Below are 24,062 nucleotides of genomic sequence, written 5' to 3'. Positions count from 1 at the left end.
GGGATGATGCATGTCGTGGCGATTCGGGGAGAGTCGACGGATGCGGCGTGGGAGCGGATAGAGCCGCTGCTTCCTCGGGCTGATAGGTGTGGACGGCCGTGGAGGGATCATCGACAGGTGGTCAACGGGGTGCTGTGGCGGCTGCGTACAGGTGCGCCGTGGCGGGACCTGCCGCAACGGTATGGGCCCTGGCAGACGGTTTACGAGCGCTTCGCCCGATGGGAGGCGGACGGCGCCTGGGCGAAGCTGCTGAAGCACGTCCAGGTCCGCGACGACACGGTCGGTGCAGTCGAGTGGACCGTGTCGATGGATTCCACGATCAACCGCGCCCATCAGCACGCCGCCGGCGCCCGTATAAAGGGGCGGTCGGCGGGGACGAACTGGCGGATTCAGAACGCTCGGCGACGCGGCAGGCCCTCGGCCGGTCCCGGGGCGGGCTGACGACCAAGGTCCACCTGGCCGTCGACGGCCGCGGCCTCCCACTCGCCCTGGTCCTCACGCCGGGCAACGTCCACGACGCCACCACGTTCGAGGCCGTGATGCACGCGGTCCGCGTCCCGCGTGCGGGCAAGGGACGGCCCCGCACCCGCCCGGACAGGATCCTGGCCGACAAGGCGTACTCGTCCCGGGCCATCCGAGCCTGGTGCCGGCGCCACGCCGTCACGGCCACCATTCCCGAACGGCGGGACCAGCAGGCCAACCGGCTCCGCCAGGGCTCCCGCGGGGGCCGCCCGCCCGCCTTCGACGCACAGGCGTACAAGCAGCGCAACGTCGTGGAACGCTGCTTCAACCGGCTCAAACAGTTCCGCGCCGTCGCCACCCGCTTCGACAAGCTCGCCGTCCGTTACCGGGCCGGACTCGAAATCGCCTCACTCATCCTCTGGCTCCGCCAACCAGCAAAGTGATCATTATCAGACACGGCCTAGAGGGGGCAGGCTGGTCCGCGAACCGTGAACGATCATGTGCCGCGGTCTGCGCTCGTCCGCTGTTAGAGCGGTTGTCCACAGGGCAGAGGTCGGCCTGCTCGTGGCGAAGATCCGGCTACTAGTCTCGGGACACATGACCGAGTGGCCCCGGGCTGGAGGAGATCGATGCACCGGCCGTTCCGCGGTTTCACGCGCCTGACCCGGCGGTGGCCGGCATTGGGGTTCACCCTGCTCACCCTGCTCACACTGACCTCTGCCCTTCTGCCGGCCACCCTCGCCCCGCCCTCCGCGGCGGCCGCCGCCCGTCCCCTCACCGACGCCACCACCGCCCGGGTTCCCCGGGTGGAGGCGGGGGTCTGTCCGGTCCCGGTGCCGGCGGGCACGCAGTGTGGGTTCCTGGTGGTGCCCGAGCGCAGGGACGTCGGCGACAGCCGGGAGATCCGCGTCGGTTACGCCCTTCACCGCTCCACGGCGGCCGACCGCCGGCCCGATCCCGTCGTCTACACCAGCGGCGGCCCGGCCTCGGCCTCCGTCCAGCTCACCGGCTACCTCACCGACATGCCTCTCGGCCGCGACCGTGACGTCGTCGTGCTCGAACAGCGCGGCAGCCGGTGGTCACGGCCGCGGCTCGACTGCCCCGAGATCGCCCGGGCCCTTCTCGACACCCTGAGCATGCCCGGCGGGCCCGCCGACCCGGCCGAACGCGCCCGCATGGCCTCCGGCGCCACGGCCTGCCGCGACCGGCTCACGCGACAGGGGGTCGACCTGCGCGGCTACGTGACCTCCGAGATCGCCGCCGACGTCGTCGATCTGCGGCGCGCGCTGGGATACGACCGGTGGAACCTGTTCGGCGTCAGCTATTCGACCAGGTCGATGCTCGCCGCCGCGGAGGCCGACCCCGAGGGCACGCGGTCGGTCGTCCTGGACTCCTTCTTCCCCCCGCTGACCCGCCGGTACGACGAGGCGGCCGCCGATCTGGCGGGTTCCATCGCGTCGCTCGGCCGCGAATGGCCGGGCCTGTCCGGGCGCTTCGCGACGATGGTCCGGCGCCTGAACCAACGGCCGGCGCAGGTCCGCACCTCCGACCCCCTCACCGGCCGTCCGATCACCGTCCGGCTGACCGGGGACGACGTGGCCACCATCCTGGACGAGGCGATGCACGAGGTGGACGTCCTGCCGGTCGTGCCCGCGCTGGTGGACGCCGTGGCCGACGGAGACGACCGTCCGTTGCAGGTGCTGGCCGACCAGGCCGGCGGCGGGCTGGTGTCCCACGAGTTCGGGCTGTTCTACGCGGTGATGTGCCAGGACGAGGCGCCCTTCAACACCTTCTCCGGCCAGGGCCACCCTCGGCTGTTCACGGTCGAGGCCGACAAGGCGGTCTGCGACGCCTGGGGGCTGCCCGCCTCCCCCTCCGCCGTCCTCACCCGCGGCCCCGCACCGACGGCGCCGCGCAGGGTCGTCAGCGCGCCCGTGCTGGTGGTGGGCGGGGAGTTCGATCCCACGACGCCGGTCGCGAAGGCCAGGTCCGCGGCCCGGGCACTGCCCGGGGCGAGGGTCGTCGAGTTCGCCGGCGTGGGGCACGCCGTGTTCCTGTCGAGCCGGTGCGGGCGGCAGACCATCTCGGCCTTCGTGGCCGACCCTCGTGCGGCGTCCCCGTGCGATCCCGGCCGGGCGTCGTACGCCATCTCGGGCCCGGGGGACTTCCACGTCACTCCGGTCGTCTACCGCGTGAGCACCGGCGCCTGGTGGCTGCTCATCCCGTTCGCCCTGTTCCTGGTCACCTCGTTCGGCCAACTCGTGGTGGGGATGCGGGCGCTGGTCCGGCAGAGCGCGGCAGGCAGGGTGAGCTCGGTGGTGGCCCTCACCACGGTCGCCGGTTTCACGGGGGTCACCTTCATCCTGCTGACCGCGGTGGGCCTCTACAGCGCCGCGGCGTCCAACCAGACCGCGCTCGGCATCGGCGTCCCCTCGGCGGTCCTGTGGTATGGCACCGTCGCGGCGCTTTCGGCGGCGCTGAGCCTGGTGGCGCTGCTCCGCAGCCGCCTGCACTGGCAGACCGCCGTCCCCGTGGCCGCCGCCGTCACCCTGCTGCTGTGGTGGGTGCTGTACCTGTGATCACGCCCGGCCGCCGGCCGGTGCGCGGCGCTCCGACGATGCTCCGCATCTCGCGCATGGCGGTTCAGGGCGGGCGCGATGTGCGGGGAGCGGTCAGGGGAGGGTGAGGATCTCGCTGCCGGTGTCGGTGACCACCAAGGTGTGCTCGAACTGGGCGGTGCGCTTGCGGTCTTTGGTGACGGCGGTCCAGCCGTCGGGCCACAGGTCGTACTCGATGGTGCCCAGGGTGAGCATGGGCTCGATCGTGAAGGTCATGCCGGGCACCAGGGTGACCGACAGCGACGGGTCGTCGTAGTGGGGCACGATCAGGCCCGAGTGGAAGGAGGTCGAGATGCCGTGCCCGGTGAAGTCGCGCACCACGCCGTAGCCGAAGCGCTTGGCGTACGCGGAGATCACCCGGCCCACGATGTTGAGCTGACGCCCCGGGGCCACCGCCTTGATCGCCCGCATCATCGCCTCGCGCGTGCGCTCGACCAGCAGGCGCGACTCCTCGTCCACCTCGCCGACCAGGTAGGTGGCGTCGGTGTCGCCGTGCACGCCGCCGATGTAGGCGGTGATGTCGATGTTGACGATGTCGCCGTCGTTGAGGACGGTGTCGTCGGGGATGCCGTGGCAGATCACCTCGTTGATCGAGGTGCACAGCGACTTGGGGTAGCCGCGGTAGCCCAGCGTCGAAGGGTAGGCGCCGTGGTCGCAGAGGAACTCGTGCCCGATGCGGTCGAGTTCGTCGGTGGTCACGCCGGGGGCGATGTGCCGGCCGACCTCCTCCAGCGCCTGGGCGGCGATGCGGCCCGCGACGCGCATGCGCTCGATCGTCTCGGGCGTCTGGACGTCGGAGGTGCCGCGCCGGGGCTCCTTGCGGCCGACGTACTCCGGGCGCTCGATGTCGGCGGGAACCTTGCGGGTGGGCGAGAGCCGTCCTGGCCGGAGCAGTGTCGTCATGCGCCAAGTCTAGTTCGGCGGCAAGCGGGCAGGATCTGCCGCAGAACGAGCGCGCCGGCCGTTCTGCGGGCATTGTTGTAGATCATCCGTACGGCAAGGAGAGACATGAGCGCCGACCAGTGGTGGTTCTGCCTGAAGCACATGGCGGTCGAGCCGGACGAGGGCTGTCCGAACAAGGACCGCATGGGGCCCTATGCCACGCGTGACGCGGCGGCGGCGGCGTTGGAGACGGCCGCCGCGCGCAACAAGAGCTGGCAGGAAGGCGACAAGGAGTGGGACGGAGACTAGACCTCGCGCCTCCACGGCCGGGTGGCCATCACGCGCCGGACGGCGAGGATGCCGATGCCGCACCAGACGAGGTTGAGCAGGGCCGATGGCCACGCGAGGTGCACGGCGGAGTTGATCATCAGGGCGATCGCTCCGCCGAGGTTGAGGAGCTGGTAGGCGAGCCCATCGCCGGACAACCTGCGCATCGACAGCATGGCGTAGGCGTAGACGAGCACCCCGGCGCCGAGCATGCCCAGGATGTCGATCAGGAGCGGCACCGTCTCATGCCCCGGCGGAAGCGCGCAGCCGGCGGTGAAGGCGATGAAGGCGGCGCGTGTCGCCTATAACGGGAAATGTCTGGCGTGGGTGGGTGCAGTGCAACTCTGTTCCCCCTATCCATCGACATGCCGGCGTCCGCGGTGGGCCGGGCCGCGCGCTGCTGCGAGTGCCGGCGTTCGTGCGGCTCACCTCGCTTGACCGGTGTTGTCCGCCAGCGTACGCCCGGTGCGGGCGCCGTCCGGGGTGGGCGCTGAACAGGCATGCCACCTGGTTGGGCATGATTCAGCAGCGAGCGAACCTACGTCCTATCGGGACGTAGGTTCTGCTTCCGATATCCCGGCCGAATGGGTCTTTCTTCGACGATGTCCGGCCGGCCCCGGAGGGTGGCCGGGGCCGGTGGCTCAGTCGGGGAGGCGCGGGCCGGTGATGCGTTCGGCCAGGCGGGCCAGGCGATCGATGAGCCGGCCGCCCGAGCGCGGCCCCTCCCCGGCGGCCATGCTGACCAGGTGCTGGGCGGCGTCGAAGGTGAACAGGCCGTCGTGGGACGGCACCGCCAGCGCGTCGTGGGCCAGACCCTCGAGCTCGGGGTCGCCGCCGTCCAGAGCGAGGATCGTCGCCCCTGTGCGCCGCGCGTCGTCGACGCGTTCGAGCAGAGGCGCCGGCGCCTTGTCCTCGGCCACGACGAACAGCGTCTCGCCGCGACGGGCCGCCTGGATGCGGTCGATGCCGACGGCGAGGTGCGGCGGCGCGTCCGCCGGGGGCGACCAGCGCACCAGCGTCGGGGCGAGCTGGGACAGCCCCGACATGCGCGCCTCGTCGTCGAGGTGGGCGGCGAGGTGCCACGGCTCGTCCTTCGGGGTGCCGACCAGCAGCAGCCCGCCGGGCGAGCGGGTCGAGCGGAGGAAGGTGCCGAGCTCACGGGTGCGCTCGACCCAGCGGGTGGTGGAGAGCACCTCGCGCAGGAAGGCCACCGACGCAGCGTCCATGGCCTCCATGGTGCATCATCGCCCCCGCCGCCGTCCCGGATAGCGCCACCTGGCATGATCGAGAGGATCAGAGCGCGACGAGGAGATCAGGCACACCATGAGCGATGCACTGCCGGACGTCAGCGGCCTGTCGGTGGGGATCCTCGGCGGCACGGGCGACCAGGGGAAGGGGCTCGCCCGCAGGTTCGCGATCGCGGGGCACACCGTGATGATCGGCTCGCGCAGCGCCTCGCGGGCCCAGGAGGCGGCCGACGGTCTCGGTTCCGGGCTCCCGATCAGCGGCGCCGACAACGCCGCCGTGGCCGCGGAGGCGGACGTCGTCATCGTGGCCGTGCCGTGGGACGGGCACCGGTCCATCCTCGCGTCGCTGCGTTCTGAGCTGACCGGCAAGATCGTCGTCGACTGCGTGAACCCGCTCGGGTTCGACAAGCAGGGGGCCTTCGCGCTGGAGGTGGAGGAGGGCAGCGCCGCGCAGCAGGCGGCGGCGGTCCTGCCCGGCAGCCGCGTGGTCGCGGCCTTCCACCATGTCTCCGCCGTCCTGCTGCTCGACCCGGCCGTGGCGGAGATCGATCTCGACGTGCTGGTGCTGGGAGACGACCGCGAGGCGACCGACACGGTGCAGGCGCTGGCGTCGCGGATCCCCGGCGCACGCGGCGTGTACGGCGGGCGGCTGCGCAACGCCCGGCAGATCGAGGCGTTCACCGCCAACCTCATCTCGATCAACCGCCGGTACAAGGCCCACGCCGGTCTGCGGGTGACCGACGTCTGACCTCGCGTCCTGCGAGGGCGCCTGACCGTGGTGCGGGCGCCGGACGGTGGTGGGGGTTGCGGCCTGTGGCCCGGAGGCGATCTGACAAAACGGGGCGTTTGCGGTCATTCTTGACGGCATGAGCTCTTTGCACCCGGAGACCCGTGCCGTCCACCTGCCCAACCCGCCGCTGAACGGAAGCACGCCGATCGCGGTGCCGCTGTACCAAACGTCGGGGTTCGTGTTCGACGATCCGGCCGTCTTCGCCGACGGCATGGGACGTCCCGACGGCGCCTTCGTCTATGGGCGGCTGAGCAACCCGACCGTGCGCGCGCTGGAGGAGGCCGTCGCGGGCCTGGAGGGCGGCGTGGGCGCGGTGGCCGCGGGTTCGGGCATGGGGGCGATCAACACCGTGCTGTTCGGGCTGCTCCAGCCCGGTGACCATGTGATCGCGCAGACGGCCCTGTACGGCGGCACCGCCGCGTCGTTCGCCGACCTCCAGGAGCGGTTCGGGGTGTCGGTGACCTACGTGCCGCAGGACGACCCGGCGGCGGCGCGCGAGGCGATCCGGCCCGAGACCAAGCTGCTGTACCTGGAGACCATCGCCAACCCGATGACCCAGGTGGCCGACCTGCCCGGCATGTGCGCCGTCGCCGGCGAGGCCGGGGTGACTACGGTGGTGGACAACACCTTCGCCTCCCCGGTGCTGTGCCGGCCGCTGGAGCACGGCGCCGACGTCGTCGTCCACTCCATGACCAAGTACCTGAGCGGGCACAGCGACGTGCTGGGCGGCATCGCCGTCTTCGCCGACGACGCGGCGCATCGCAAGGTCTGGTCGTACGCGACGAAGCTCGGCGCGACCCTCGACCCGTTCGCCGCCTGGCTGACGCTGCGCGGCATGCAGACGCTGCCGTTGCGCATGGCCCGCCACTGCGACAACACCCGCTCGCTCGCGACCCGGCTGGCCGAGCACCCGGCCGTCGCGGCCGTCCACTGGCCCGGCCTGCCCTCGCACCCGTCGTACGAGCTGGCCGCCAAGCTGCTGCCCGACTTCGGCGGGGTGTTCTCCTTCGACCTGGTGGGCGGGCGCGCGGCGGGGGAGAGGTTCATGAGCTCGGTCCGGCTCGCGCTGCTCGCCCCCTCGCTCGGCGGCGTCGAGACGCTGATCCTGCACCCGGCCACGACCTCGCACCGCTCGCTGACCGCCCACGAGCTCCAGCGGGCGGGGATCGGCGAGGGCACCGTACGGGTCGCGGTCGGCATCGAGCACCCTGACGACCTGTGGGCCGACTTCGCCCAGGCCCTCGACGCCTAGACGGACGGTCACCGCGCCACCCGCCCGCTCTGCTCCGTTGGTGGGAACGAGGTAGAGCGAGCGGGACGGCCGAGTACGGGGTGCCGCACGGGCGGCGGCCTGACCGGTCGGCGGGCCGCCGCGGGCGGTCAGCGGTAGCTGTGCTCGGGAGCCGGGAAGGCGCCGGAGACCACCTCGTCGGCGAACGCGCGGACCGCGTGGTCCATCTCGCCGGCCAGGTCGAAGTACTTCTTCACGAACTTCGCCGGACGCTGAGTGAGACCCATGAGGTCCTGCCAGACGAGCACCTGGGCGTCGCAGGACGGGCCCGCGCCGATGCCGATGGTGGGGATCGACAAGGCGGCGGTCACCCGCGCGGCCAGGTCGGCGGGCACGCATTCGAGCACGACGGAGAAGGCGCCCGCGTGCTCCAGCGCCTTGGCGTCGGCCATGAGCTGCTCGCCCGACTCGCCGCGTCCCTGCACGCGGTAGCCGCCGAACGCGTTGACCGACTGCGGGGTCAGCCCGAGGTGGCCCATCACCGGGATGCCGGCCGAGACCAGCGTCTCGACCTGGGGGAGCACCCGGCGGCCGCCCTCCAGCTTGACCGCGTGGGCGCCGGCCTCCTTCAGGAACCGCGCCGCGGAGGCGAGGGCCTGCTCGGATGAGGACTGGTAGGAGCCGAAGGGCAGGTCGGCGACCACCATCGCGCGCGAGGACCCGCGGACGACCGCCGCCGTGAGCGGGATGAGGTCGTCGACGGAGACGGGAAGGGTCGAGTCGTACCCGTAGACGACCATGGCGGCCGAGTCGCCCACCAGCATGACCGGAATGCCGGCTTCGTCGAACACCCGAGCCGTCATCGCGTCGTAGGCGGTGACCATCGGCCACTTCTCGCCGCGTTCCTTGGCGGCGGAGATGTCGCGGACGGTGATCCTGCGTCCAGCTTGGCCGCCGTAGAGCGCGGTCGGCGAGCTGGCAATCTGGGACGTAGAGGACATCATGGATCCCTCCAGGCCTCGAGGCGCCCTTGTGGCGTCCCCGGACGGTCAGATCATCGCATGTCTGACCGTCAAGGCAACACCCGGGAGGCCCCCTCCTCATCCCGGCGTTCCCCTGTCGGAGTCCCCCATACCCCTGGGGCCGCGAGCCCGTGCCGGCGAGATCGCGGGCACGCCGGCGGGGATGCCGCCGCACGTCCGAGGAGGTTCTGTCGGTGCGCTCGGGTAGCGTCCCGCAGGCCCCTGGGAGAGCGCCCGGCGCCGCCCGGGAACGCCCGAGGTCCGTCATGCCCGCCAATGGGACGGCCGGGTGGACGGCCGGTGAATAACGAAACGAAACCGTTGCGTATCGAATCTAGAAGCGCTACGGTAGCGTTGCGATACTCAACCGTATCGAAATTACAGACGTGTTAATTCCTGGGGGGATGAAGCAGTGGAACAACCGACAGGTCACCCACGCCGATGGCAGGTCCTCGGCGTCATGGTGTTCAGCCTGCTGGCGATCGTTCTGGACAACACGATCCTCAACGTCGCGCTGAAGGTCATCTCCGACCCCGAGGCGGGGCTCGGCGCGACGCAGAGCCAGCTCGAGTGGGCCATCAACTCCTACACGCTGGTCTTCGCCGGCCTGCTGTTCACCTTCGGCGTGCTGGGTGACCGGTTCGGGCGCAAGCGCATGCTGCAGGTCGGCATGGTGTTGTTCGGCCTGGCCTCGCTGGCCAGCGCCTACGCGCAGGATCCGACGCAGCTGATCTTCGCGCGGGCCGCCATGGGCCTCGGCGGCGCCGCCGTCATGCCGGCCACTCTGGCGATCATCGCCAACGTCTTCGCGCCGCAGGAGCGCGCCAAGGCGATCGGCATCTGGGCGGGCGGCGTCGGCCTGGCCATCGCCATCGGCCCGATCACCGGCGGCGTGCTGCTCGAGCACTTCTGGTGGGGCTCGGTCTTCCTGGTCAACGTGCCGGTCGTGCTCATCAGCTCGGTGCTGATCGCCCTGCTGGTGCCCGAGTCCAGGAACCCGGACAAGGCACAGCTCGACCCGGTCGGCGTGCTGCTGTCGATCATCGGCCTGGTCGGCGTCATCTACGGCATCATCAAGGGCGGCGAGCTCGGCACCGTCACCGACCCTGAGGTGTGGGCGCCCGGCCTGGCCGGCGTCGCGGTGCTCGCGGCCTTCGTCTGGCATGAGCGCAGGACCGCCCACCCGGCCTTCGACGTCCGCTACTTCGGCATCGCGAGGTTCTCCACCGCCGTCGCCAGCGTCGGCCTGGTGTTCTTCGCCATGATGGGCGTGATGTTCTTCCTGGCGTTCTACCTCCAGATCGTCAAGGGGTACAGCCCGCTGCAGGCGGGGGCGCTGATGCTGCCGTTCGCGGCGGCGCAGCTCATCTTCTCGCCGCTCAGCGCCCAGATGGTGCGCAGGTTCGGCGGCAAGGCCGTCGCCACGGTCAGCCTGGTCATCGTGGCCGGCGCGCTGGCGGGCTTCGCCTTCCTGGAGGTCGGCACCTCGGTCTGGGTCTTCATGGGGCTCGCCTTCGTCCAGGGCGCGGCGATGGCCAACATCAACCCGCCGGCCACCGAGGCCGTCATGTCGTCCCTTCCCCGGGAGAAGGCCGGCGTCGGCTCGGCGATGACCAACACCGTCCGCCAGGTGGGCGGAGCGCTCGGCGTCGCCGTCCTCGGCTCGCTGCTGTCGGCCAGCTACCGCGACAACATGGCGGGGGCGCTGTCGGGGTTGCCGGAGAACGTGCGGCACGCGGCCGGCGAGTCGATCACGGCCACCTTGGGCGTCGCCCAATCGCTCGGCCCCAAGGGCGCCGCGCTCATCGCCCCGGCCAAGCAGGCGTTCGTCGACGGCATGCACGTGACGGCGCTGTGCGGCGCGGTCGTCGCGCTCATCGGCGCGGCCGTCGTCGCCAAGTGGCTGCCAGGTAAGAACGCGACCGCCACCCCGGTCGCTCGACCGGAAAGCAAGGAACCGGCAGTAGTGTGATCTGACCATGGTGACTGAGCAGACGGGGACGGTCCGCACGCCCGGCCGTCCCCGCAGCGAGAAGGCCGAGAAGGCGATCATCGACGCGGCGATCGCCATGATCGCCGATGGCACCGGTGTCGCCGAGCTGTCCATCGAGGCGATCGCCGCGCGGGCGGGTGTCGGGAAGACCACCATCTACCGGCGGTGGTCCAACAAGGAGGAGCTCGTCGTCGACGCGCTCGCCAGCCTCAAGGCCCCGATACCCGAGCTGCCCGGCCTGTCGGTGCGCGACGACGTCATCCGCTACCTGGCGGCGATGCAGGCCGACAGCCACAGTCCGCGCACCCGCTGCATCATGAACATCGCGCTGGGCGAGTCCGACCGCTTCCCCCACCTGACCGAGCGGTTCCGGGAGATCGTGGTGCGTCCCCGGCGGGAGGCCCTGCGGTCGGTCATCCAGCGGGGTGTCGAATCCGGTGAGCTGCGCCCGGACGTGGACGTCGAGATGGCGATCGCGGCGCTGTCCGGCGCCATGATGTTCTTCACCAAATGGCGTGACAACGACGACGAACTGCCTGCCGACCTCCCCGACCGCATCGCCGACCTCATCCTGAGCGGCCTGCGGCCCTGAGCGGTTCGTCCCGGCGAGCGTTCCCCGGGGGCTTTGAGGGCGGCCGGTGGCGGAGGGATCGTGGCCCGGCCGCCGCCCGGCGTAGGGCGGGGACTACGAGGCGGGGGTCTCCCGCCAGCGGTTGGTGATGGGCAGGCGGCGGTCACGGCCGAAGTTCTTCGGGGTGATCTTGGGGCCCGGGGGATACTGCCGCCGCTTGTACTCGGCCAGGTCGACCAGGCGGATGACCCTGGCCACCAGCTCGGCGTCGTGCCCGGCGGCGACCAGCTCGCCCTTGCCCATGTCGTGCTCGACGTAGTCGGCGAGCAGCCGGTCGAGCACGTCGTACGGCGGCAGGGAGTCGGTGTCCCGCTGGTCCGGACGCAGCTCGGCGCTCGGCTCCTTGGTGATGGAGTTCTCGGGGATGGGCGGCCGGTCGAAGCGGTGCAGCAGCTCGCTCTCGCGCCCGGCCTGCTCGTTGCGCCAGCGCGACAGCTGCCACACCGTCGTCTTCAGGACGTCCTTGATGGGGGCGAAGCCGCCCGCCGAGTCGCCGTAGAGAGTGGAGTAACCGGTGGCCAGCTCGCTCTTGTTGCCCGTGGTGAGCACCAGGTGGCCGTGCTCGTTGGACAGCCCCATCAGCAGCATGCCCCGCACGCGCGCCTGGAGGTTCTCGGCGGCCAGCCCGCTCAGCTCGACCTCCTTCTCGAAGGCGTCGACGATGCCCTCGATCGGGACCAGCCGCGAGTGCAGCCCCTGCCGGTCGACCAGGTCGCGCGCGTCGCTCACCGAGTGGTCGGAGGAGTGGCGGGAGGGCATCAGGACGACGTGGACCCGGTCGGGGCCGACGGCGTCGGCGGCGATCGTGGCGGTCAGCGCCGAGTCGATGCCGCCGGACAGGCCGAGGATGACCGACCGGAAGCCGTTCTTGGCGAAGTAGTCGCGCACGCCGAGGACCAGCGCCGAGTAGACCTCCTCCAGGTCGGGGAGACGCGGGGCGACCGTCGGCGGCTCGGGGTCGTAGGCGGGCAGCGGGTCGCCCGACAGCACCAGCCGCTCGACCGTGATCGTGGTGCCGTCGCCGGCGTCCACGGGGAACGAGCCGGGGCTGACCCACGGGTCGGCGGTCGGCAGCTCGAGATCGGTGACCAGGAGCTCCTCGCGGAACTGGCCCGCCCGGGCGACCAGCTCACCCTGCGCGTCCACCACGATCGAGTCGCCGTCGAAGATCAGCTCATCCTGGCCGCCGACCTGGTTGGCGTAGGCGAGGGCGCACCCGGCCTCCCGGGCGCGGTTGGCGCACAGCGCCAGGCGCACGTCGTCCTTCTCGCGCTCGTAGGGGGAGGCGTTCGGCACCACGAGCAGGCCCGCGCCCGCCTGGGCGACCGCGGCGACCGGGCCGCCGTCCTGCCACAGGTCTTCGCAGACGGCGATCGCCACGTCCACGCCGTGCAGCCGGAAGATCGGCAGCCGGTCGCCGCGGATGAAGTAGCGGTATTCATCGAAGACGCCGTAATTGGGCAGGTGGTGCTTGGCGGTCCTGGTGACGACCCGGCCGCGGTGGAGCAGCGCGGCGGCGTCCAGCGGCGCCCCCTTGGGCTGCCCGGCGCGGGGCGTGACCCCGGAACGGTCGACGTAGCCGACGACCACGGGCAGCTCGCCGAGGCCCTCGTCGGCCAGCCGGGTCGCCGCCGCCGAGAGCGTCGCGATCGAGGCGTCGACGAACGAGGTGCGCAGCACCAGGTCTTCGACGGGGTAACCCGTCAGGAACATCTCGGTGAACACGACCAGGTGTGCGCCGCGATCTGCGGCGCGCCGCGTCCACTCGACGAGTTCACCGGCGTTGGCGGACAGGTCGCCTACCGACGGGTTGGTCTGGGCGAGGGCTATTCGCAGTTGAGGCACGGTGTCCACCTTACGTGTGACGGCGTCGGCGAACAGGGGCCGGACCGCCGGCTGTGGACGAGCGCCCGGCCGTAACCCGCCTTCCCCGGCGGGGGCCGCCCATCCCTCCCTGCTCTAGGAGCCCACGCCCACCCCGACGGGGTGGGCGGCGGCGGCGCGCCGGCGGATGGCGGGGCCGATGGCGAGCTGGCCGAGAGCCGCGAGCAGCCCCAGTACGCCGACCGTGATCCACAACGTGGCCTGGCCGGCGCTCAGCAGGCGGGTGCCGATCAGCGGGGCCAGCAGCCCGCCGGCCGACCAGGCGAAGCCGAACAGCCCGCTGTAACGGCCACGCAGATGCGGCGGAGCCAGGAGCGCGACGACCGTGCCCGCCATGCCCGCCGTGACCACCTCGCCCAGCGTCCAGATCGCGACGCTCACCGCGTACCCGGCGGTGGTGGAGACGAACGCGGTGAGCGCGAACCCGAGCGCGCACACCGCCATGCCCAGCGCCAGCGTGCCGCTGGGGTCCCGCTTGGCCAGCCAGTGCCCCACCAGCGGCTGCACCACCACGATCAGCAGACCGTTCACCGCCATCGCGAACCCGTACGCGGAGGCGGGCAGCCCCGAGGAGGTGACCGCCAGGGGCAGCGTCGTGTACGCCTGGAGGTAGACGAAGGTGTACAGCAGCGTCAAGGCGACATAGGTGACCATCAGCCGGTCCTTCAGCACATCACCGAAGCCGCCCGCCTCGCGCGTCCTGTCGGGGCGCGTCTCCGGCACGGCACGCCACACCAGCACGCCGAAGACCACCGAGGTGACCGCGTCGATCCAGAACAGCCAGACGAACCCGGACCTGACCAGCATGCCGCCCGCGACCATCGCCACCGCGAAGCCCAGGTTGATCGCCCAGAAGAGCAACCCGAACGCGCGCGACCGGTCGTGCGCCGGGATCAGGTCGGCGACCAGGGCCTGCGAGGCCGGGCGGTAGGCGTCCACGACGACGCCGAGCACGCCCATCGCGGCGACGATCGCCGGCAGCGAGGTGCTGTACCCGAGGGCGATCATCGTGGCCGCCGTGGCGACCATGCCGCCCGCCAGGGTCGCGCGCCGGCCGAGATGGTCGGCCAGCCAGCCCGCAACGAGCTGCGACATCAACGAGCCGATGCCGAAGACCGCCAGCACCAGGCCGGCCGTCGCCAGGGGCAGCCCGCGCGCCTGGGTCAGGTAGATGCCGATGAAGGGCTCGACCATGGTGCCGAGCCGGTTGATGAAGGTGCCGCCGAGGAGCACCCAGAAGGCGCGCGGGAACCCTCCGATTCTGGACTGGAGAAAGGAAGGCCTGTCGGAGATAACGCTGGTCACGAGGTCCAGCCTTGGACATGGCCTTGCCGCCGTGCCAATCTTTTAGGCTGTGCTAAAACATCGGTGAAGGGCGGGGGCCCCGTGGGAGTGCAGTGGCGGTTCGAGGCCGACGACCTGGCGCGCCTGCGGTTCGCCTTCTCCCCGCTCTGGGAGGTCGTCGCGAGCCTGCGCGTGCTCAGCGCTCCCGCGCGCCACTCCGTCCACCTGCCGTGGTTGCGCGCCGTCAAGCCGCGGCTCGGCGAGCTCGACCTGTCCGAACTGCTCGCCCTGGCCCCGGCCCGCGGGTACATCGCCGACTTCCTGACCCCGCCGCCCGACACGCCGCTGCCCGACTTCGCCGCCGAGCTGGCCCGGGTGCGCGAGACGCCCGCCGAGAAGGCCGCGGAGGAGGCCGGCTGGGTGGCGACGCCCGACACCCGGGCGATCGCCCGGTTCCAGGCCGACCCGGCCGCCGGGGTCCGCCGCGTGGCCGACACCCTCGCCGCGTACTGGGAGCTCGCGCACGCCGAGCACTGGCCGCGGGTGCACGGGCTGCTGGAGGCCGACCTGATGTGGCGCACCCGCCGTCTGGCCGCGGGCGGGGCCAAGGAGCTGTTCGCCGACCTGCACCCCTCGGTCCGCTGGGAGGGCGACCGGCTCACCACCGCCACAGGAGGGGCCTGGTGCCACGCCGGTGACCTGGGAGGAGACGGGTTGTTGCTGGTGCCGAGCGCCTTCCGCTGGCCGGACATCGCGGTCATGGCCGAGCCCTACCAGCCGATGCTCGTCTACCCGGCGCGTGGCGTCGGCACGCTGTGGGAGGCCGGCCCGCCCCCGGCGCCCGGCGCGCTCGCCGCGCTCATCGGCAGGACCCGCGCCCAATTGCTGCTCTCGCTGCGCGACCCCGCCTCCACCACGGCCATCGCCAGGCGGATGTCCATCACCCCTGGCGCGGTCTCGCAGCATCTGTCCGTCCTGAGCGCCAGCGGCCTGGTCGTCCGCAGACGACTCGGCCGTGAGGTCCTCTACCGGCGCACCCCCACCGGCGACGCCCTCGCCGGCGCCTCCTGACTTCGAGGCACCGGCGGCGGCACACCAGCCGCCGTCCCTCCTTTGACTCAAGCCGGATCCGGGACGCTTACTCCTTACTCCGGCCGGATCCGGGATGGCGGCGATGGTCACTCCGTCCGGATCGGTGGTCCGGGCGACGGCGCGCGAACCGCCGCCTGACCGCCGCCTGACCGCCGCCGGACCGGCGATCCCGGCGACGGCGGGCGGGTCGCCGGCGTCAGCAGAAGAAGGGGCGGACGGAGGGCAGGGCGGCGAACGGGGCGCGGCCGGACGCGGGACGCGAGCCGCCCGGATAGGCGTCCAACGTGCCCCGCGCCGCGCCGTTCTCGTTCACCGGCCCCTCGGCCACGGCCCGTGAGGACTCACCGCTGCCCACCGGCATGCCCTCGGAGGCGATGCCGCCGGCCGACGCGAGACCGGACGCGGCCGGCCCGAGCGCCGCGCCGTCCGGGGCGGCCCCGTCAGGACGCGTCCCGCCGGACGCGCCGGCCAGGGAGGAGGCGTCCGCGGACCCGGCCCCCCAGGATCGGCCCGCGGACGAGGCGCCCCCGCCGGCGCCGTTCGCACCCGCCGAGGGCGGAAGGTTCGCGTTCGTACCGCCCCCTGGCGCGACGTCCGCGGCCGTGCCGTCCCCGGAGCGCGGCCGTGCCGCCGGCCCGCCGCCGGCCGGCCCGGCGGCCCGGCCGCCCGCCCGGGAAGCCCCGGCACCACCAGAAGACCCGGAACCACCAGAAGGCGCGGAGGCCCCGGAACCACCAGAAGCCCCGGAACCGCCGGGACCGCCGGAAGTCCCGGACGCTCCGGAGGTGCCGGAACCGCCCGAACCGCCCGAACCGCCAGGGCGGGAAGGCGCGGACGCGCCGGGGGCTCCGTGGGCGCCGGAGGCCCCCTGCGTGCCGGACCGCCCTTGCGCACCCGAGGCGCCGGAGAGACCCGAGGGACCCGAGCCGGCCGAGGGAGCCCGGGAACCCGGCGGCCATCGAGAGCCCGCGGGCCCATGGGAGCCCGGCGCACCGGGGGCGCCATGTGCGGCCGACCACCTTGAGGCGCCGGCCGGTCGGTCGTCCACGCGGGAGGGGACGCCGCCACCCGTGCGGGGCGGCCACCCGCCGATGCGCGGAGGTGCGTTGCCGGAGGTGCGCCGCGCGGACGCCCCCCACGCCGACGGGGCGGGAGATGCCGACCCCGGGGCGTACAGGCGGTCGGAGGTGCGCTGGAGGCTGCCGGGCAGCAGGCCGATGCCGCGCGCGACCAGCCGCTGCCCGTAGACGTCGGTGATGCGGACGGTGTACGGCCCGGACCCGGCCCCGTGGTCGGCCACCCAGTAGTTGTCCGGCGCGCGCGACAGGTCGCGCCAGCGCCCGTCCCGCGAGATCTGCAACCGGCGCAGCGGGTTGCCGTGGTCGACGGCCTGGATGGCGAGCCAGCGGGCCGAGGAGCCCTGCTTGAGGCGGAACGCCACCGGCCTCGGGACCGCGGGGTTGCGCACCCTGTGGTAGCCGACGGGCACGACGCCCCGGCCGGGGTCGGCGATGCGGGCGAAGGCGGGGCCGCTGAGGTCGAGCTCTCCCGTGGCGCACGACAGGCACTCGTCGACGACCTGCACGCGGACGGTGCCGCGCGGGCCGGTGACGTCGAGATACGCGCCGCAGGCGGCCGAGCCGGCGTACTCGACGGGGGAGACCGCGACGACCAGGGCGTCGCGCACCGCCCCCAGCAGGGAGCAGTCGCCGCCGAGCACCCGCGACAGGCCGCCCGGCCCGCCCGGCCCCGGGCCCGACGCGGCGCACGCGGCGTTGCGGCCGACCTGCGCGCCGAGCGCCACCAGCGCGAGCGCGGTGCCCAGGGACACCGCCCACGCCAGCCGGTGCCACGCCGCCGCCCGCGACCGTCGCCCCCTGCGCCGACGGTCGCCCCGGGAGCGCGCGGACACGACCTCGTGGTCGCCGGGTGACCGTCCGGACGCGGCCTCGCCGTCGCCCGGCGAGCGTCTCGACGTGGCCCTGCGATCGCGCGGTGCCCGCCCAGGCGTGACGTCGCCGTCACCCGGCGAGCGTCCGGAAGTGACCTCGTCATCGCTCGGCGAGCGTCCGGAAGTGACCTCGTCATCGCTCGGCGAGCGTCCTGACGTGATCTCGTCGTCGCCCGGCGCGCGGCGCGCGTCCGGCAGGTCGCGGGCTCCTGCCCGCGCCTGATCATGAGCGTGCGTCATCGGACGCCGTGGCCACCGTCGCGATGCCGTCGGCCTGGCGCGCCGCCGATCCGCCTCCATGTGTGCTCTCCTCGCCGGACGTCGGCATTGACGAATGCGGAACGGCACCATGCTGTCACATTAAGCAACCGCAGGCTGCTCTTGTCCCATCTCCGGAGTGGGATGCCGATCGCAGGGCATTCGGTGACCGATGGGCGCGAAGGTCGTCGCGGGCCGATGGCGGGCGCGGACCGGCGCGAAAGGGTGAAGGTCACGGCTTCGACTCCTCACTACGGACCCGCGTAACGTGTGCGAAACACCAAGCGGGCAGACTGGTAGATGACCAGACATGTCTTCCGCCGACTCAGAACCTGGCTCAGCGTGACGACGATGGTGTCCGAACACCGTCCGGCAGAAGGGGATGCCTTGGACCGCCAGCAGGAATTCGTGCTCCGTACGCTCGAAGAACGCGACATCCGGTTCATCCGGCTGTGGTTCACCGACGTGCTCGGGTTCCTCAAATCCGTGGCGATCGCCCCGGCCGAACTCGAGGGCGCCTTCGCCGAGGGCATCGGCTTCGACGGGTCGGCGATCGAGGGGTTCGCCCGCGTGTACGAGTCCGACATGCTGGCCAAGCCCGACCCTTCGACGTTCCAGATCCTGCCGTGGCGCAGCGAGACGCCGGGCGCCGGCCGCATGTTCTGCGACATCCTCATGCCGGACGGCTCGCCGTCGCACGCCGACCCGCGCTGGGTGCTCAAGCGCACGCTCGCGAAGGCCGCCGATATGGGCTTCACCTTCTACACCCACCCCGAGGTGGAGTTCTTCCTGCTCAAGGGACGGCCGGAGGAAGGCGACAGGCCCGTGCCGATCGACTCGGGCGGCTACTTCGACCACACCCCGCACAGCTCGGGCCACGACTTCCGCCGCAACGCGATCATGATGCTGGAGGCGATGGGCATCTCGGTGGAGTACAGCCACCACGAGGGCGCCCCCGGCCAGCAGGAGATCGACCTGCGGTACGCCGACGCGCTCACGACGGCCGACAACATCATGACCTTCCGCCTGGTCATGAAGGAGGTCGCCCTGGAGCAGGGCATCTGGGCGTCCTTCATGCCCAAGCCCTTCACCGACTTCCCCGGCTCGGGCATGCACACCCACATGTCGCTGTTCGAGGGCGACCGCAACGCCTTCTACGAGCCGGGCGCCGACTACCAGCTCTCCAAGATCGGCCGGTCGTTCATCGGTGGCCTGCTGCGGCACGCGGCCGAGATCACCGCGGTCTGCAACCAGTGGGTGAACTCCTACAAGCGGCTGTGGGGCGGCGCCGAGGCGATCGCCGGGCTCGGGGGCGAGGCGCCCAGCTACATCAGCTGGGGACACAACAACCGGTCCGCGCTCGTCCGCGTCCCCATGTACAAGCCGCACAAGGGCAACTCGACCCGCGTCGAGTTCCGCTCGCTGGACTCGGCGTGCAACCCCTATCTGGCGTACGCGGTGATCCTCGCCGCCGGCCTGAAGGGCATCGAGGGAGGCTACGAGATGCCGCCCGGCGCCGAGGACGACGTGTGGGCGCTCACCAGCGCCGAGCGGCGCGCCCTCGGCATTGAGCCGCTGCCGCAGAGCCTGGACGAGGCGATCACCACCATGGAGCGCAGCGAACTGGTCGCCGAGACCCTGGGCGAGCACGTCTTCGACTACTTCCTGCGCAACAAGCGCGCCGAATGGCACGAGTACCGCCGCCAGGTCACCGAGTTCGAACTGGGCCGCTACCTGCCCGTGCTGTGATCGCGCCCGGGCGGCGTGCGCGCCGACGGGCGAGAGGTGGCAGAAGGACGCGACGGCGGGTCGTCGGCCTTCTGCCACATCCACCTCGTGGTGACCTGAACCGCTGATGGACATCGGCGAGTACGTCGAGTTCTTCGATCCGGACGTGGTCGGCGCATGGCTGCGCTGGGACGCGGTCACCGCGTCGAACTGCCCGGTCACGCAGATCTGCACGCGGTCCAGGGAGTACCTCGCGGGGCTGTACACCATGTGGTACGTGACTCCGGACGGCTCCGACGGCGACTGGCGAGGTGAGCGGGACCGGCCACTGCGGGTGGGCGAAGCCCACACCACGTCGAGCAGCTGGCCGGAAGGGCGTGCTGACCGCATCGCGCGCCTGAGGGACGCCTTCCAGCGTGAGGGCCGTCCGGTTCACCTCGTGCTGCCCGGATACTCGCTGGGGAACGGCCGGGTTCTGCTGCTCGACGGCACCCACCGCGCGGTCGCGGCTCATCTGTCCGGCCTGGACGTACGGCTGATGGTTTTCTCCATCGAGGGCCCGATGGACGCGGCCGTGCTTCCTGATCTCGCCCGCTATTCGGCCTCTGCGGCGGCTTCCGCCTGCGGAGCGGACGCGTAAGGGGGGCGGGCGGCGGCGCGGCGGGCGAGATAGTCGAGGAGCAGATTCTCCACCGCCTCCCGCTTCTCGGACACCCGCAGCCGCAGCAGCGAGTCCAGCAGCACCGCGCAGAACAGCAGGGCGCCGACCGGCCCCGCCACGACGGCCGTCCAGTGGAAGCCGAAGGCGACCATGAGGTTCGCCGACGCGAGCAGCACGGGCGCGAGGATGGCGGCCAGGACGTTGATCTCCAGCTCCGTCTTGTCGATGCTGTAGACGGGCGCGTACGCCCGCAGCCAGAGCTTGCTGTACACGAACCGGTAGTACTGCGCATCGCCCGTGTGGTAGCCGCCGGTCGGATGGAAGCGACCGCTCGCCGCCTCGGCCGCCTCGGCCGGCCGGGCGGCCCTCTGACCGGACTCCCGTGAGGTGTCCCCCTTCCGCGAGGCCGCCTTGCTCGTGCGGGCGCCTTCGCGCTCCTGCGGGACGGGCTCACCCGATCGCTCCCGTCGCCCGAGATGCGCGTGCACCTCGAAGCACTCGGCGAGATCCTCCGGCGCGAACCACTCCTTCAGCCGGTCCTGAGAACCGATCTGATACCTGCGCCTGACGAACCTCAACCGCTCCAGTCGGCTCACCAGCTTGAATGCCAGTTCACGGCAGATGTAGCCGAGGACGAAGGCGCCCGCGAGCGCGCAGATGGCGACCATCACCCCCAGAACGCCCGTCGCGCCCGCCAATGTCCGCAGGGTGTCCTCGTGACGTAACTGGTTGACGAGCACGGTGCCCTCGGTGAGGACCACCAGGCCCGGCGCGAGGACGCTGGCGAGTTGAAGGCTGATGTAGAAGGACATCCGGCCGCGCGCCAGTTCCGCGCCTCCCAGCAGAGGAGTGAGTGGATCCACCGTTCGCACCCCCGGCACCGTCTGTCGCGACGCATCAAGAGGTATCGACCGCGGTGATCTCCGTCAAGGGAGCCGATGGCGGTGGGCGGACCGGCTCTCATGCGTCATGCCGCCGTTACGCACCGCTAACGGCTCCGTCATCGTCGGCTGATGCAATGACGATCAAGCGGTACGGATAATATCTGGCGGTATCTACCGGAATTTACGGTCTATCGCTCCTGTTAGGAGCAGCATGGGGGGTGCTACCGCATGACAACGACGTCCGCAGGTGTGCAGACCGCGCTTACCGTACCGGCCCGGTTCCGCGGCCCTGAGGGGATGGCGAACGGCGGCTGGGTGGCCGGGACGCTGGCCGGAACCCTCGCCGATCGGCTCGACTGCGCGCACGCGCTCGAGGTCACCCTGCACCGGCCCGTCCCGCTGGACACCGAGCTCGCCGTGAGCCACATGGCCAACTCCGCGTCGCTGTCCCTCGACGGGCAGGTGCTCGTGGAGGCGATTCCCGTCGCGCTCGACGTGACCCCGCCGCCCTTCGTGCCTTTCACCGACGCCGCGCGCGCCGAGGCGGGCTTCCCCGGCCTGACCGGCGGCCATCCCGCGCCCGGATGCTTCGTGTGCGGCCTGCGCGACCCGGGCGACGGGCTGCGGATCTTCCCCGGCCCCGTCGAGGGCACCGACCTGGTCGCGGCCGGGTGGCGGGTGCCGGTGACCGTGACCGACGACGGCGTCGTCCCGGACGCCCTGGTGTGGGCCGCGCTCGACTGCCCCACCGGGTGGGCGAACGCCGGGGAGGGCGGCCCGGGCCTGCTGGGACGCATCACGGCGCAGGTCTTCCGGCGCGTGTACCCGAACGGCACCTACTCCGTCGTGGCACGCTCCACCGGGCGCGAAGGGCGCAAGCTCTTCGGCGAGAGCGCGGTGTACGAAGTGGACGGCACCCTCGTCGCCGCCGCCAAGGCCACCTGGATCATCCCCGCCTGAACGCCCCACCCCGGCATCCTCGTGTGAGGGCCGGTCCCGTCGGCGCGTGCGGACGCCGGGTCAGAGCGCGAGGCCGGCGCGGATCAGGCTGATCGTCCAGATCGTCAGAAGGACCAGCACGCCTGTGCTCAGTAGGGCCGAGGCGCCGAAGATCGACCAGCGCAGGAGCCGGTGGGTCAGCGGCACCCGGTCCTCCGCGCCCCGGCTCGGCGCCCACGGCCCGCGCAGGTCGGCCGTCGTCAGCTCCGGATCGCCGTCCCCTTCAGAACCGTCCCCGCCTGCGTCCGTGCCTTCGTCCCCGCCGCGCCGCGGACTGCCGGGCCGGGTGCTCGCGTCCCCGCCGGGCCGCGGCCTGCCGGGCCGGGCGTCTTCGTCCCCGCCGGGCCGGGTGCCCGCGTCCGGTTCCGCCTCCGGCTCTGTCGCGGTGCCCGGTCCGGTGGAAGCGTCCCGCGCCGTTGCCCGCGCCGGGGCCGTGGCGAGGCGGATTCTCCCGTGGAGCCTGAGCTTGGCGCCGTTGGCGATGCTCGCGGAGGAGGCGTGGTCGTGGCCGTCCGGGTCGGAGCCGTTCACGGGCAGGCCGACCAGCCAGGCGAGCAGGCCGGCGACGGCGGCGTCGTCGGCCGGAAGCCCGGAGGCCAGGTAGCGCACCTCGGCGGCCGTCCTGGCCAGGTCGCGCACCATGTTGCCCAGGCCGACCCCGTCGAACCACTCCGGCAGCCGGTCGGCGTCCTGGCCCACGGCCGTCGTGCGGAGCAGGTCGGCCTTGGTGACGACGACGGCGACGCGTTTCTGCCGGCCCCCGTCGGCCCGTGCGGCCAGCTCGTTCCTGACCCGCTGGAAGGTGTCGGAGGGGTCCTCGGGGGACAGCACGACGCCGGCGCGCTGGAGGGACTGCCGCTCGCCCTCCGACAGGCCGAGCTGCACCAGCGGCAGGGCGAACGGGTCCACCACGAGCAGCATCGCCTCGCCGTGGGCCAGGTAGCTCATCGCCTCCACCTGGGTGGCGCCGGTGAACCCCTCCCCGGAGGGGTCGAACAGGTACAGAATGCGGTTGCCGCTGCGGGCCCGCGAGCCGGGCAGCGTGACGTCCACCATGGTCGCCGACGGGGCCCGCGTCGTGGTCTTGGAGACTCTGCCGAGCCGCAGCTCCTGGCGCAGCCGCGAGAAGGCGATCTCATCGCCCTCCACCACGAACCCGGCCCGGCCCTGCGCGTCCTTCACCACCCGGTTCAGCGCGTTGAGCGCCAGCACCATGAAGGTCGTCTTGCCCGCGTCGGGCCCGCCGATGAAGGGCAGCGGCTCGATGCGGGCCCTGCCGATGCGGGGCGGCAGCGCGCGACCGCACTCGGGACAGTACGCCGGCAGCCGGAAACGGCCGAGGACGATGGCCGTGGGCAGGCGTGTGCCGCACCGGCACACGTGCCGGAACACCCCGTCGAGGTTGGGAGCCAGGTGGCGGTGCCGCCGCCCGCAGGTGGGGCAGGCGTACTCGGGCAGGCTGATGCGCGCGTAGCACTGCGGGTGCGGGCAGGTCTGCAGGATGCGCCGCGCCCGCATGAACACCGTCTCCACGCAGAGCAGCAACAGCAGACAGCTCAGCCACAACAGCAGCCCCGCCGCCGCGACCAGCGCGTACGCGGCGGTGAGCGCGGCGGCGACGGCGGCCAGCGGGACCACCGCCGCGGCGACGCCCGCGACCAGGGCCAGCCAGATGGGCAGGGCGAAGAATCCCTGGACGTTGGTCATCAGCCGCCGTGTGACCGTGCCGAGCGCCCGCCTGGCCGCCTGCGCCATCGCGGGGACGGCCGCGCGCTGCGTCCGCCACCAGTCCAATGCCATCTGGCCGAACAGGTAGTGGCGGTAGACGGGGTCCCGGTCGGTCTCGGCGGCGCCCGGACGGCCCTCCGCGTCCGCCGCGCCGGCGACGACGGGGGAGGCGCCGCGTGCCGTGGCCGGGAGCAGCACCCGCCCGGCACGCAGGAAGTAGTGCCCGACACCGGCCGCGGTCGCGGCGGCCAGGGTCAGCGTGGCGACGACCGGGAACCCGTACAGGAACCCGAAGTACATGCACGCGCCCCACAGCACGACCGCGACGCCGAAGACGAACGGCATCAGCCCACCCCCTTCGAGGGGCTCATGTGGAGGGGCATCGAGGGG

Annotated in this window: 20 protein-coding genes; 11 read left to right on the top strand and 9 right to left on the bottom strand. The window is 72.2% G+C overall.

What is annotated here, in order from left to right:
• The first annotated feature begins 6 nt into the window (after positions 1 to 6).
• A protein-coding gene (locus tag ABZT47_RS19680) for an IS5 family transposase (RefSeq protein ID WP_354843878.1) occupies positions 7 to 905 on the top strand; the annotation gives its coding sequence in 2 pieces (ribosomal slippage) (positions 7 to 355 and positions 355 to 905; 900 coding nt in all).
• 186 nt (positions 906 to 1,091) lie between these two features.
• Positions 1,092 to 3,041, top strand: a complete 1,950-nt coding sequence (locus ABZT47_RS19675; RefSeq protein ID WP_354843672.1) for an alpha/beta hydrolase — start codon at positions 1,092 to 1,094, stop codon at positions 3,039 to 3,041.
• Between the two features lie 93 nt (positions 3,042 to 3,134).
• On the opposite strand, the gene map is transcribed toward ABZT47_RS19675, so the two are convergent.
• Positions 3,135 to 3,983 carry a type I methionyl aminopeptidase gene (gene map, locus ABZT47_RS19670; RefSeq protein WP_354843668.1) on the bottom strand — a complete coding sequence of 283 codons (849 nt, stop codon included), beginning with the start codon at positions 3,981 to 3,983 and terminating at the stop codon, positions 3,135 to 3,137.
• Between the two features lie 105 nt (positions 3,984 to 4,088).
• Between map and ABZT47_RS19665 the strand changes: the two genes are divergently transcribed.
• Positions 4,089 to 4,271 carry a hypothetical protein gene (locus ABZT47_RS19665; RefSeq protein WP_354843665.1) on the top strand — a complete coding sequence of 61 codons (183 nt, stop codon included), beginning with the start codon at positions 4,089 to 4,091 and terminating at the stop codon, positions 4,269 to 4,271.
• On the opposite strand, the gene ABZT47_RS19660 is transcribed toward ABZT47_RS19665, so the two are convergent.
• Positions 4,268 to 4,528 carry a hypothetical protein gene (locus ABZT47_RS19660; RefSeq protein WP_354843662.1) on the bottom strand — a complete coding sequence of 87 codons (261 nt, stop codon included), beginning with the start codon at positions 4,526 to 4,528 and terminating at the stop codon, positions 4,268 to 4,270. The two genes, ABZT47_RS19665 and ABZT47_RS19660, sit on opposite strands and share 4 nt — an antisense overlap.
• 402 nt (positions 4,529 to 4,930) lie before the next feature.
• Positions 4,931 to 5,515 carry a hypothetical protein gene (locus ABZT47_RS19655; protein ID WP_354843660.1) on the bottom strand — a complete coding sequence of 195 codons (585 nt, stop codon included), beginning with the start codon at positions 5,513 to 5,515 and terminating at the stop codon, positions 4,931 to 4,933.
• 97 nt (positions 5,516 to 5,612) lie between these two features.
• Between ABZT47_RS19655 and npdG the strand changes: the two genes are divergently transcribed.
• On the top strand, positions 5,613 to 6,284 hold the full coding sequence (npdG, locus tag ABZT47_RS19650; RefSeq protein ID WP_354843657.1) for an NADPH-dependent F420 reductase: 672 nt from the start codon (positions 5,613 to 5,615) through the stop codon (positions 6,282 to 6,284).
• Between the two features lie 118 nt (positions 6,285 to 6,402).
• Positions 6,403 to 7,578 (top strand): aminotransferase class I/II-fold pyridoxal phosphate-dependent enzyme, encoded by a 1,176-nt coding sequence (locus ABZT47_RS19645; RefSeq protein ID WP_354843654.1) that lies wholly within the window; start codon positions 6,403 to 6,405, stop codon positions 7,576 to 7,578.
• Positions 7,579 to 7,706: 128 nt separating this feature from the next.
• Here ABZT47_RS19645 and panB read toward each other — a convergent pair whose 3' ends face one another.
• Positions 7,707 to 8,558 (bottom strand): 3-methyl-2-oxobutanoate hydroxymethyltransferase, encoded by an 852-nt coding sequence (gene panB, locus ABZT47_RS19640; protein ID WP_354843651.1) that lies wholly within the window; start codon positions 8,556 to 8,558, stop codon positions 7,707 to 7,709.
• Positions 8,559 to 8,991: 433 nt separating this feature from the next.
• Between panB and ABZT47_RS19635 the strand changes: the two genes are divergently transcribed.
• Positions 8,992 to 10,551 (top strand): MFS transporter, encoded by a 1,560-nt coding sequence (locus ABZT47_RS19635; protein ID WP_354843647.1) that lies wholly within the window; start codon positions 8,992 to 8,994, stop codon positions 10,549 to 10,551.
• Between the two features lie 7 nt (positions 10,552 to 10,558).
• On the top strand, positions 10,559 to 11,164 hold the full coding sequence (locus ABZT47_RS19630) for a TetR/AcrR family transcriptional regulator (RefSeq protein ID WP_354843644.1): 606 nt from the start codon (positions 10,559 to 10,561) through the stop codon (positions 11,162 to 11,164).
• A gap of 93 nt (positions 11,165 to 11,257) precedes the next feature.
• On the opposite strand, the gene ABZT47_RS19625 is transcribed toward ABZT47_RS19630, so the two are convergent.
• Both ABZT47_RS19625 and ABZT47_RS19620 read right to left on the bottom strand, forming a co-directional pair.
• Entirely contained in the window at positions 11,258 to 13,048 is a 1,791-nt protein-coding gene (locus tag ABZT47_RS19625; protein ID WP_354843641.1) for an NAD+ synthase, read from the bottom strand.
• Between the two features lie 114 nt (positions 13,049 to 13,162).
• The gene (locus ABZT47_RS19620; protein ID WP_354843639.1) at positions 13,163 to 14,392 is read right to left on the bottom strand and encodes an MFS transporter; all 1,230 of its coding nucleotides are present in this window, start codon (positions 14,390 to 14,392) and stop codon (positions 13,163 to 13,165) included.
• Between the two features lie 81 nt (positions 14,393 to 14,473).
• On the opposite strand from ABZT47_RS19620, the gene ABZT47_RS19615 reads away from it, so the two are divergent.
• The gene (locus ABZT47_RS19615; RefSeq protein ID WP_354843636.1) at positions 14,474 to 15,442 is read left to right on the top strand and encodes a DUF5937 family protein; all 969 of its coding nucleotides are present in this window, start codon (positions 14,474 to 14,476) and stop codon (positions 15,440 to 15,442) included.
• 217 nt (positions 15,443 to 15,659) lie between these two features.
• Here the strand turns inward: ABZT47_RS19615 and ABZT47_RS19610 are convergent, their stop codons facing one another.
• The gene (locus ABZT47_RS19610) at positions 15,660 to 17,375 is read right to left on the bottom strand and encodes an expansin EXLX1 family cellulose-binding protein (protein ID WP_354843633.1); all 1,716 of its coding nucleotides are present in this window, start codon (positions 17,373 to 17,375) and stop codon (positions 15,660 to 15,662) included.
• A gap of 684 nt (positions 17,376 to 18,059) precedes the next feature.
• Between ABZT47_RS19610 and ABZT47_RS19605 the strand changes: the two genes are divergently transcribed.
• Both ABZT47_RS19605 and ABZT47_RS19600 read left to right on the top strand, forming a co-directional pair.
• Positions 18,060 to 19,421, top strand: a complete 1,362-nt coding sequence (locus ABZT47_RS19605) for a glutamine synthetase family protein (protein ID WP_354843630.1) — start codon at positions 18,060 to 18,062, stop codon at positions 19,419 to 19,421.
• A gap of 106 nt (positions 19,422 to 19,527) precedes the next feature.
• Complete coding sequence (locus ABZT47_RS19600; protein ID WP_354843627.1) at positions 19,528 to 20,040, top strand: hypothetical protein; 513 nt, start codon at positions 19,528 to 19,530, stop codon at positions 20,038 to 20,040.
• Here the strand turns inward: ABZT47_RS19600 and ABZT47_RS19595 are convergent.
• Complete coding sequence (locus ABZT47_RS19595; protein WP_354843624.1) at positions 19,995 to 20,924, bottom strand: hypothetical protein; 930 nt, start codon at positions 20,922 to 20,924, stop codon at positions 19,995 to 19,997. The two genes, ABZT47_RS19600 and ABZT47_RS19595, sit on opposite strands and share 46 nt — an antisense overlap.
• Positions 20,925 to 21,173: 249 nt before the next feature.
• Between ABZT47_RS19595 and ABZT47_RS19590 the strand changes: the two genes are divergently transcribed.
• Complete coding sequence (locus tag ABZT47_RS19590) at positions 21,174 to 21,905, top strand: hypothetical protein (RefSeq protein ID WP_354843621.1); 732 nt, start codon at positions 21,174 to 21,176, stop codon at positions 21,903 to 21,905.
• Between the two features lie 60 nt (positions 21,906 to 21,965).
• Here the strand turns inward: ABZT47_RS19590 and ABZT47_RS19585 are convergent, their stop codons facing one another.
• A complete protein-coding gene (locus ABZT47_RS19585) occupies positions 21,966 to 24,017 on the bottom strand; it encodes a hypothetical protein (protein ID WP_354843618.1) in 2,052 nt (683 codons plus the stop codon).
• Positions 24,018 to 24,062 lie beyond the last annotated feature (45 nt).

The organism is Sphaerisporangium sp. NPDC005289, assembly GCF_040607455.1.
Lineage (GTDB): Bacteria > Actinomycetota > Actinomycetes > Streptosporangiales > Streptosporangiaceae > Sphaerisporangium > Sphaerisporangium rhizosphaerae.
This window is presented reverse-complemented; position numbering and strand designations above follow the sequence as displayed.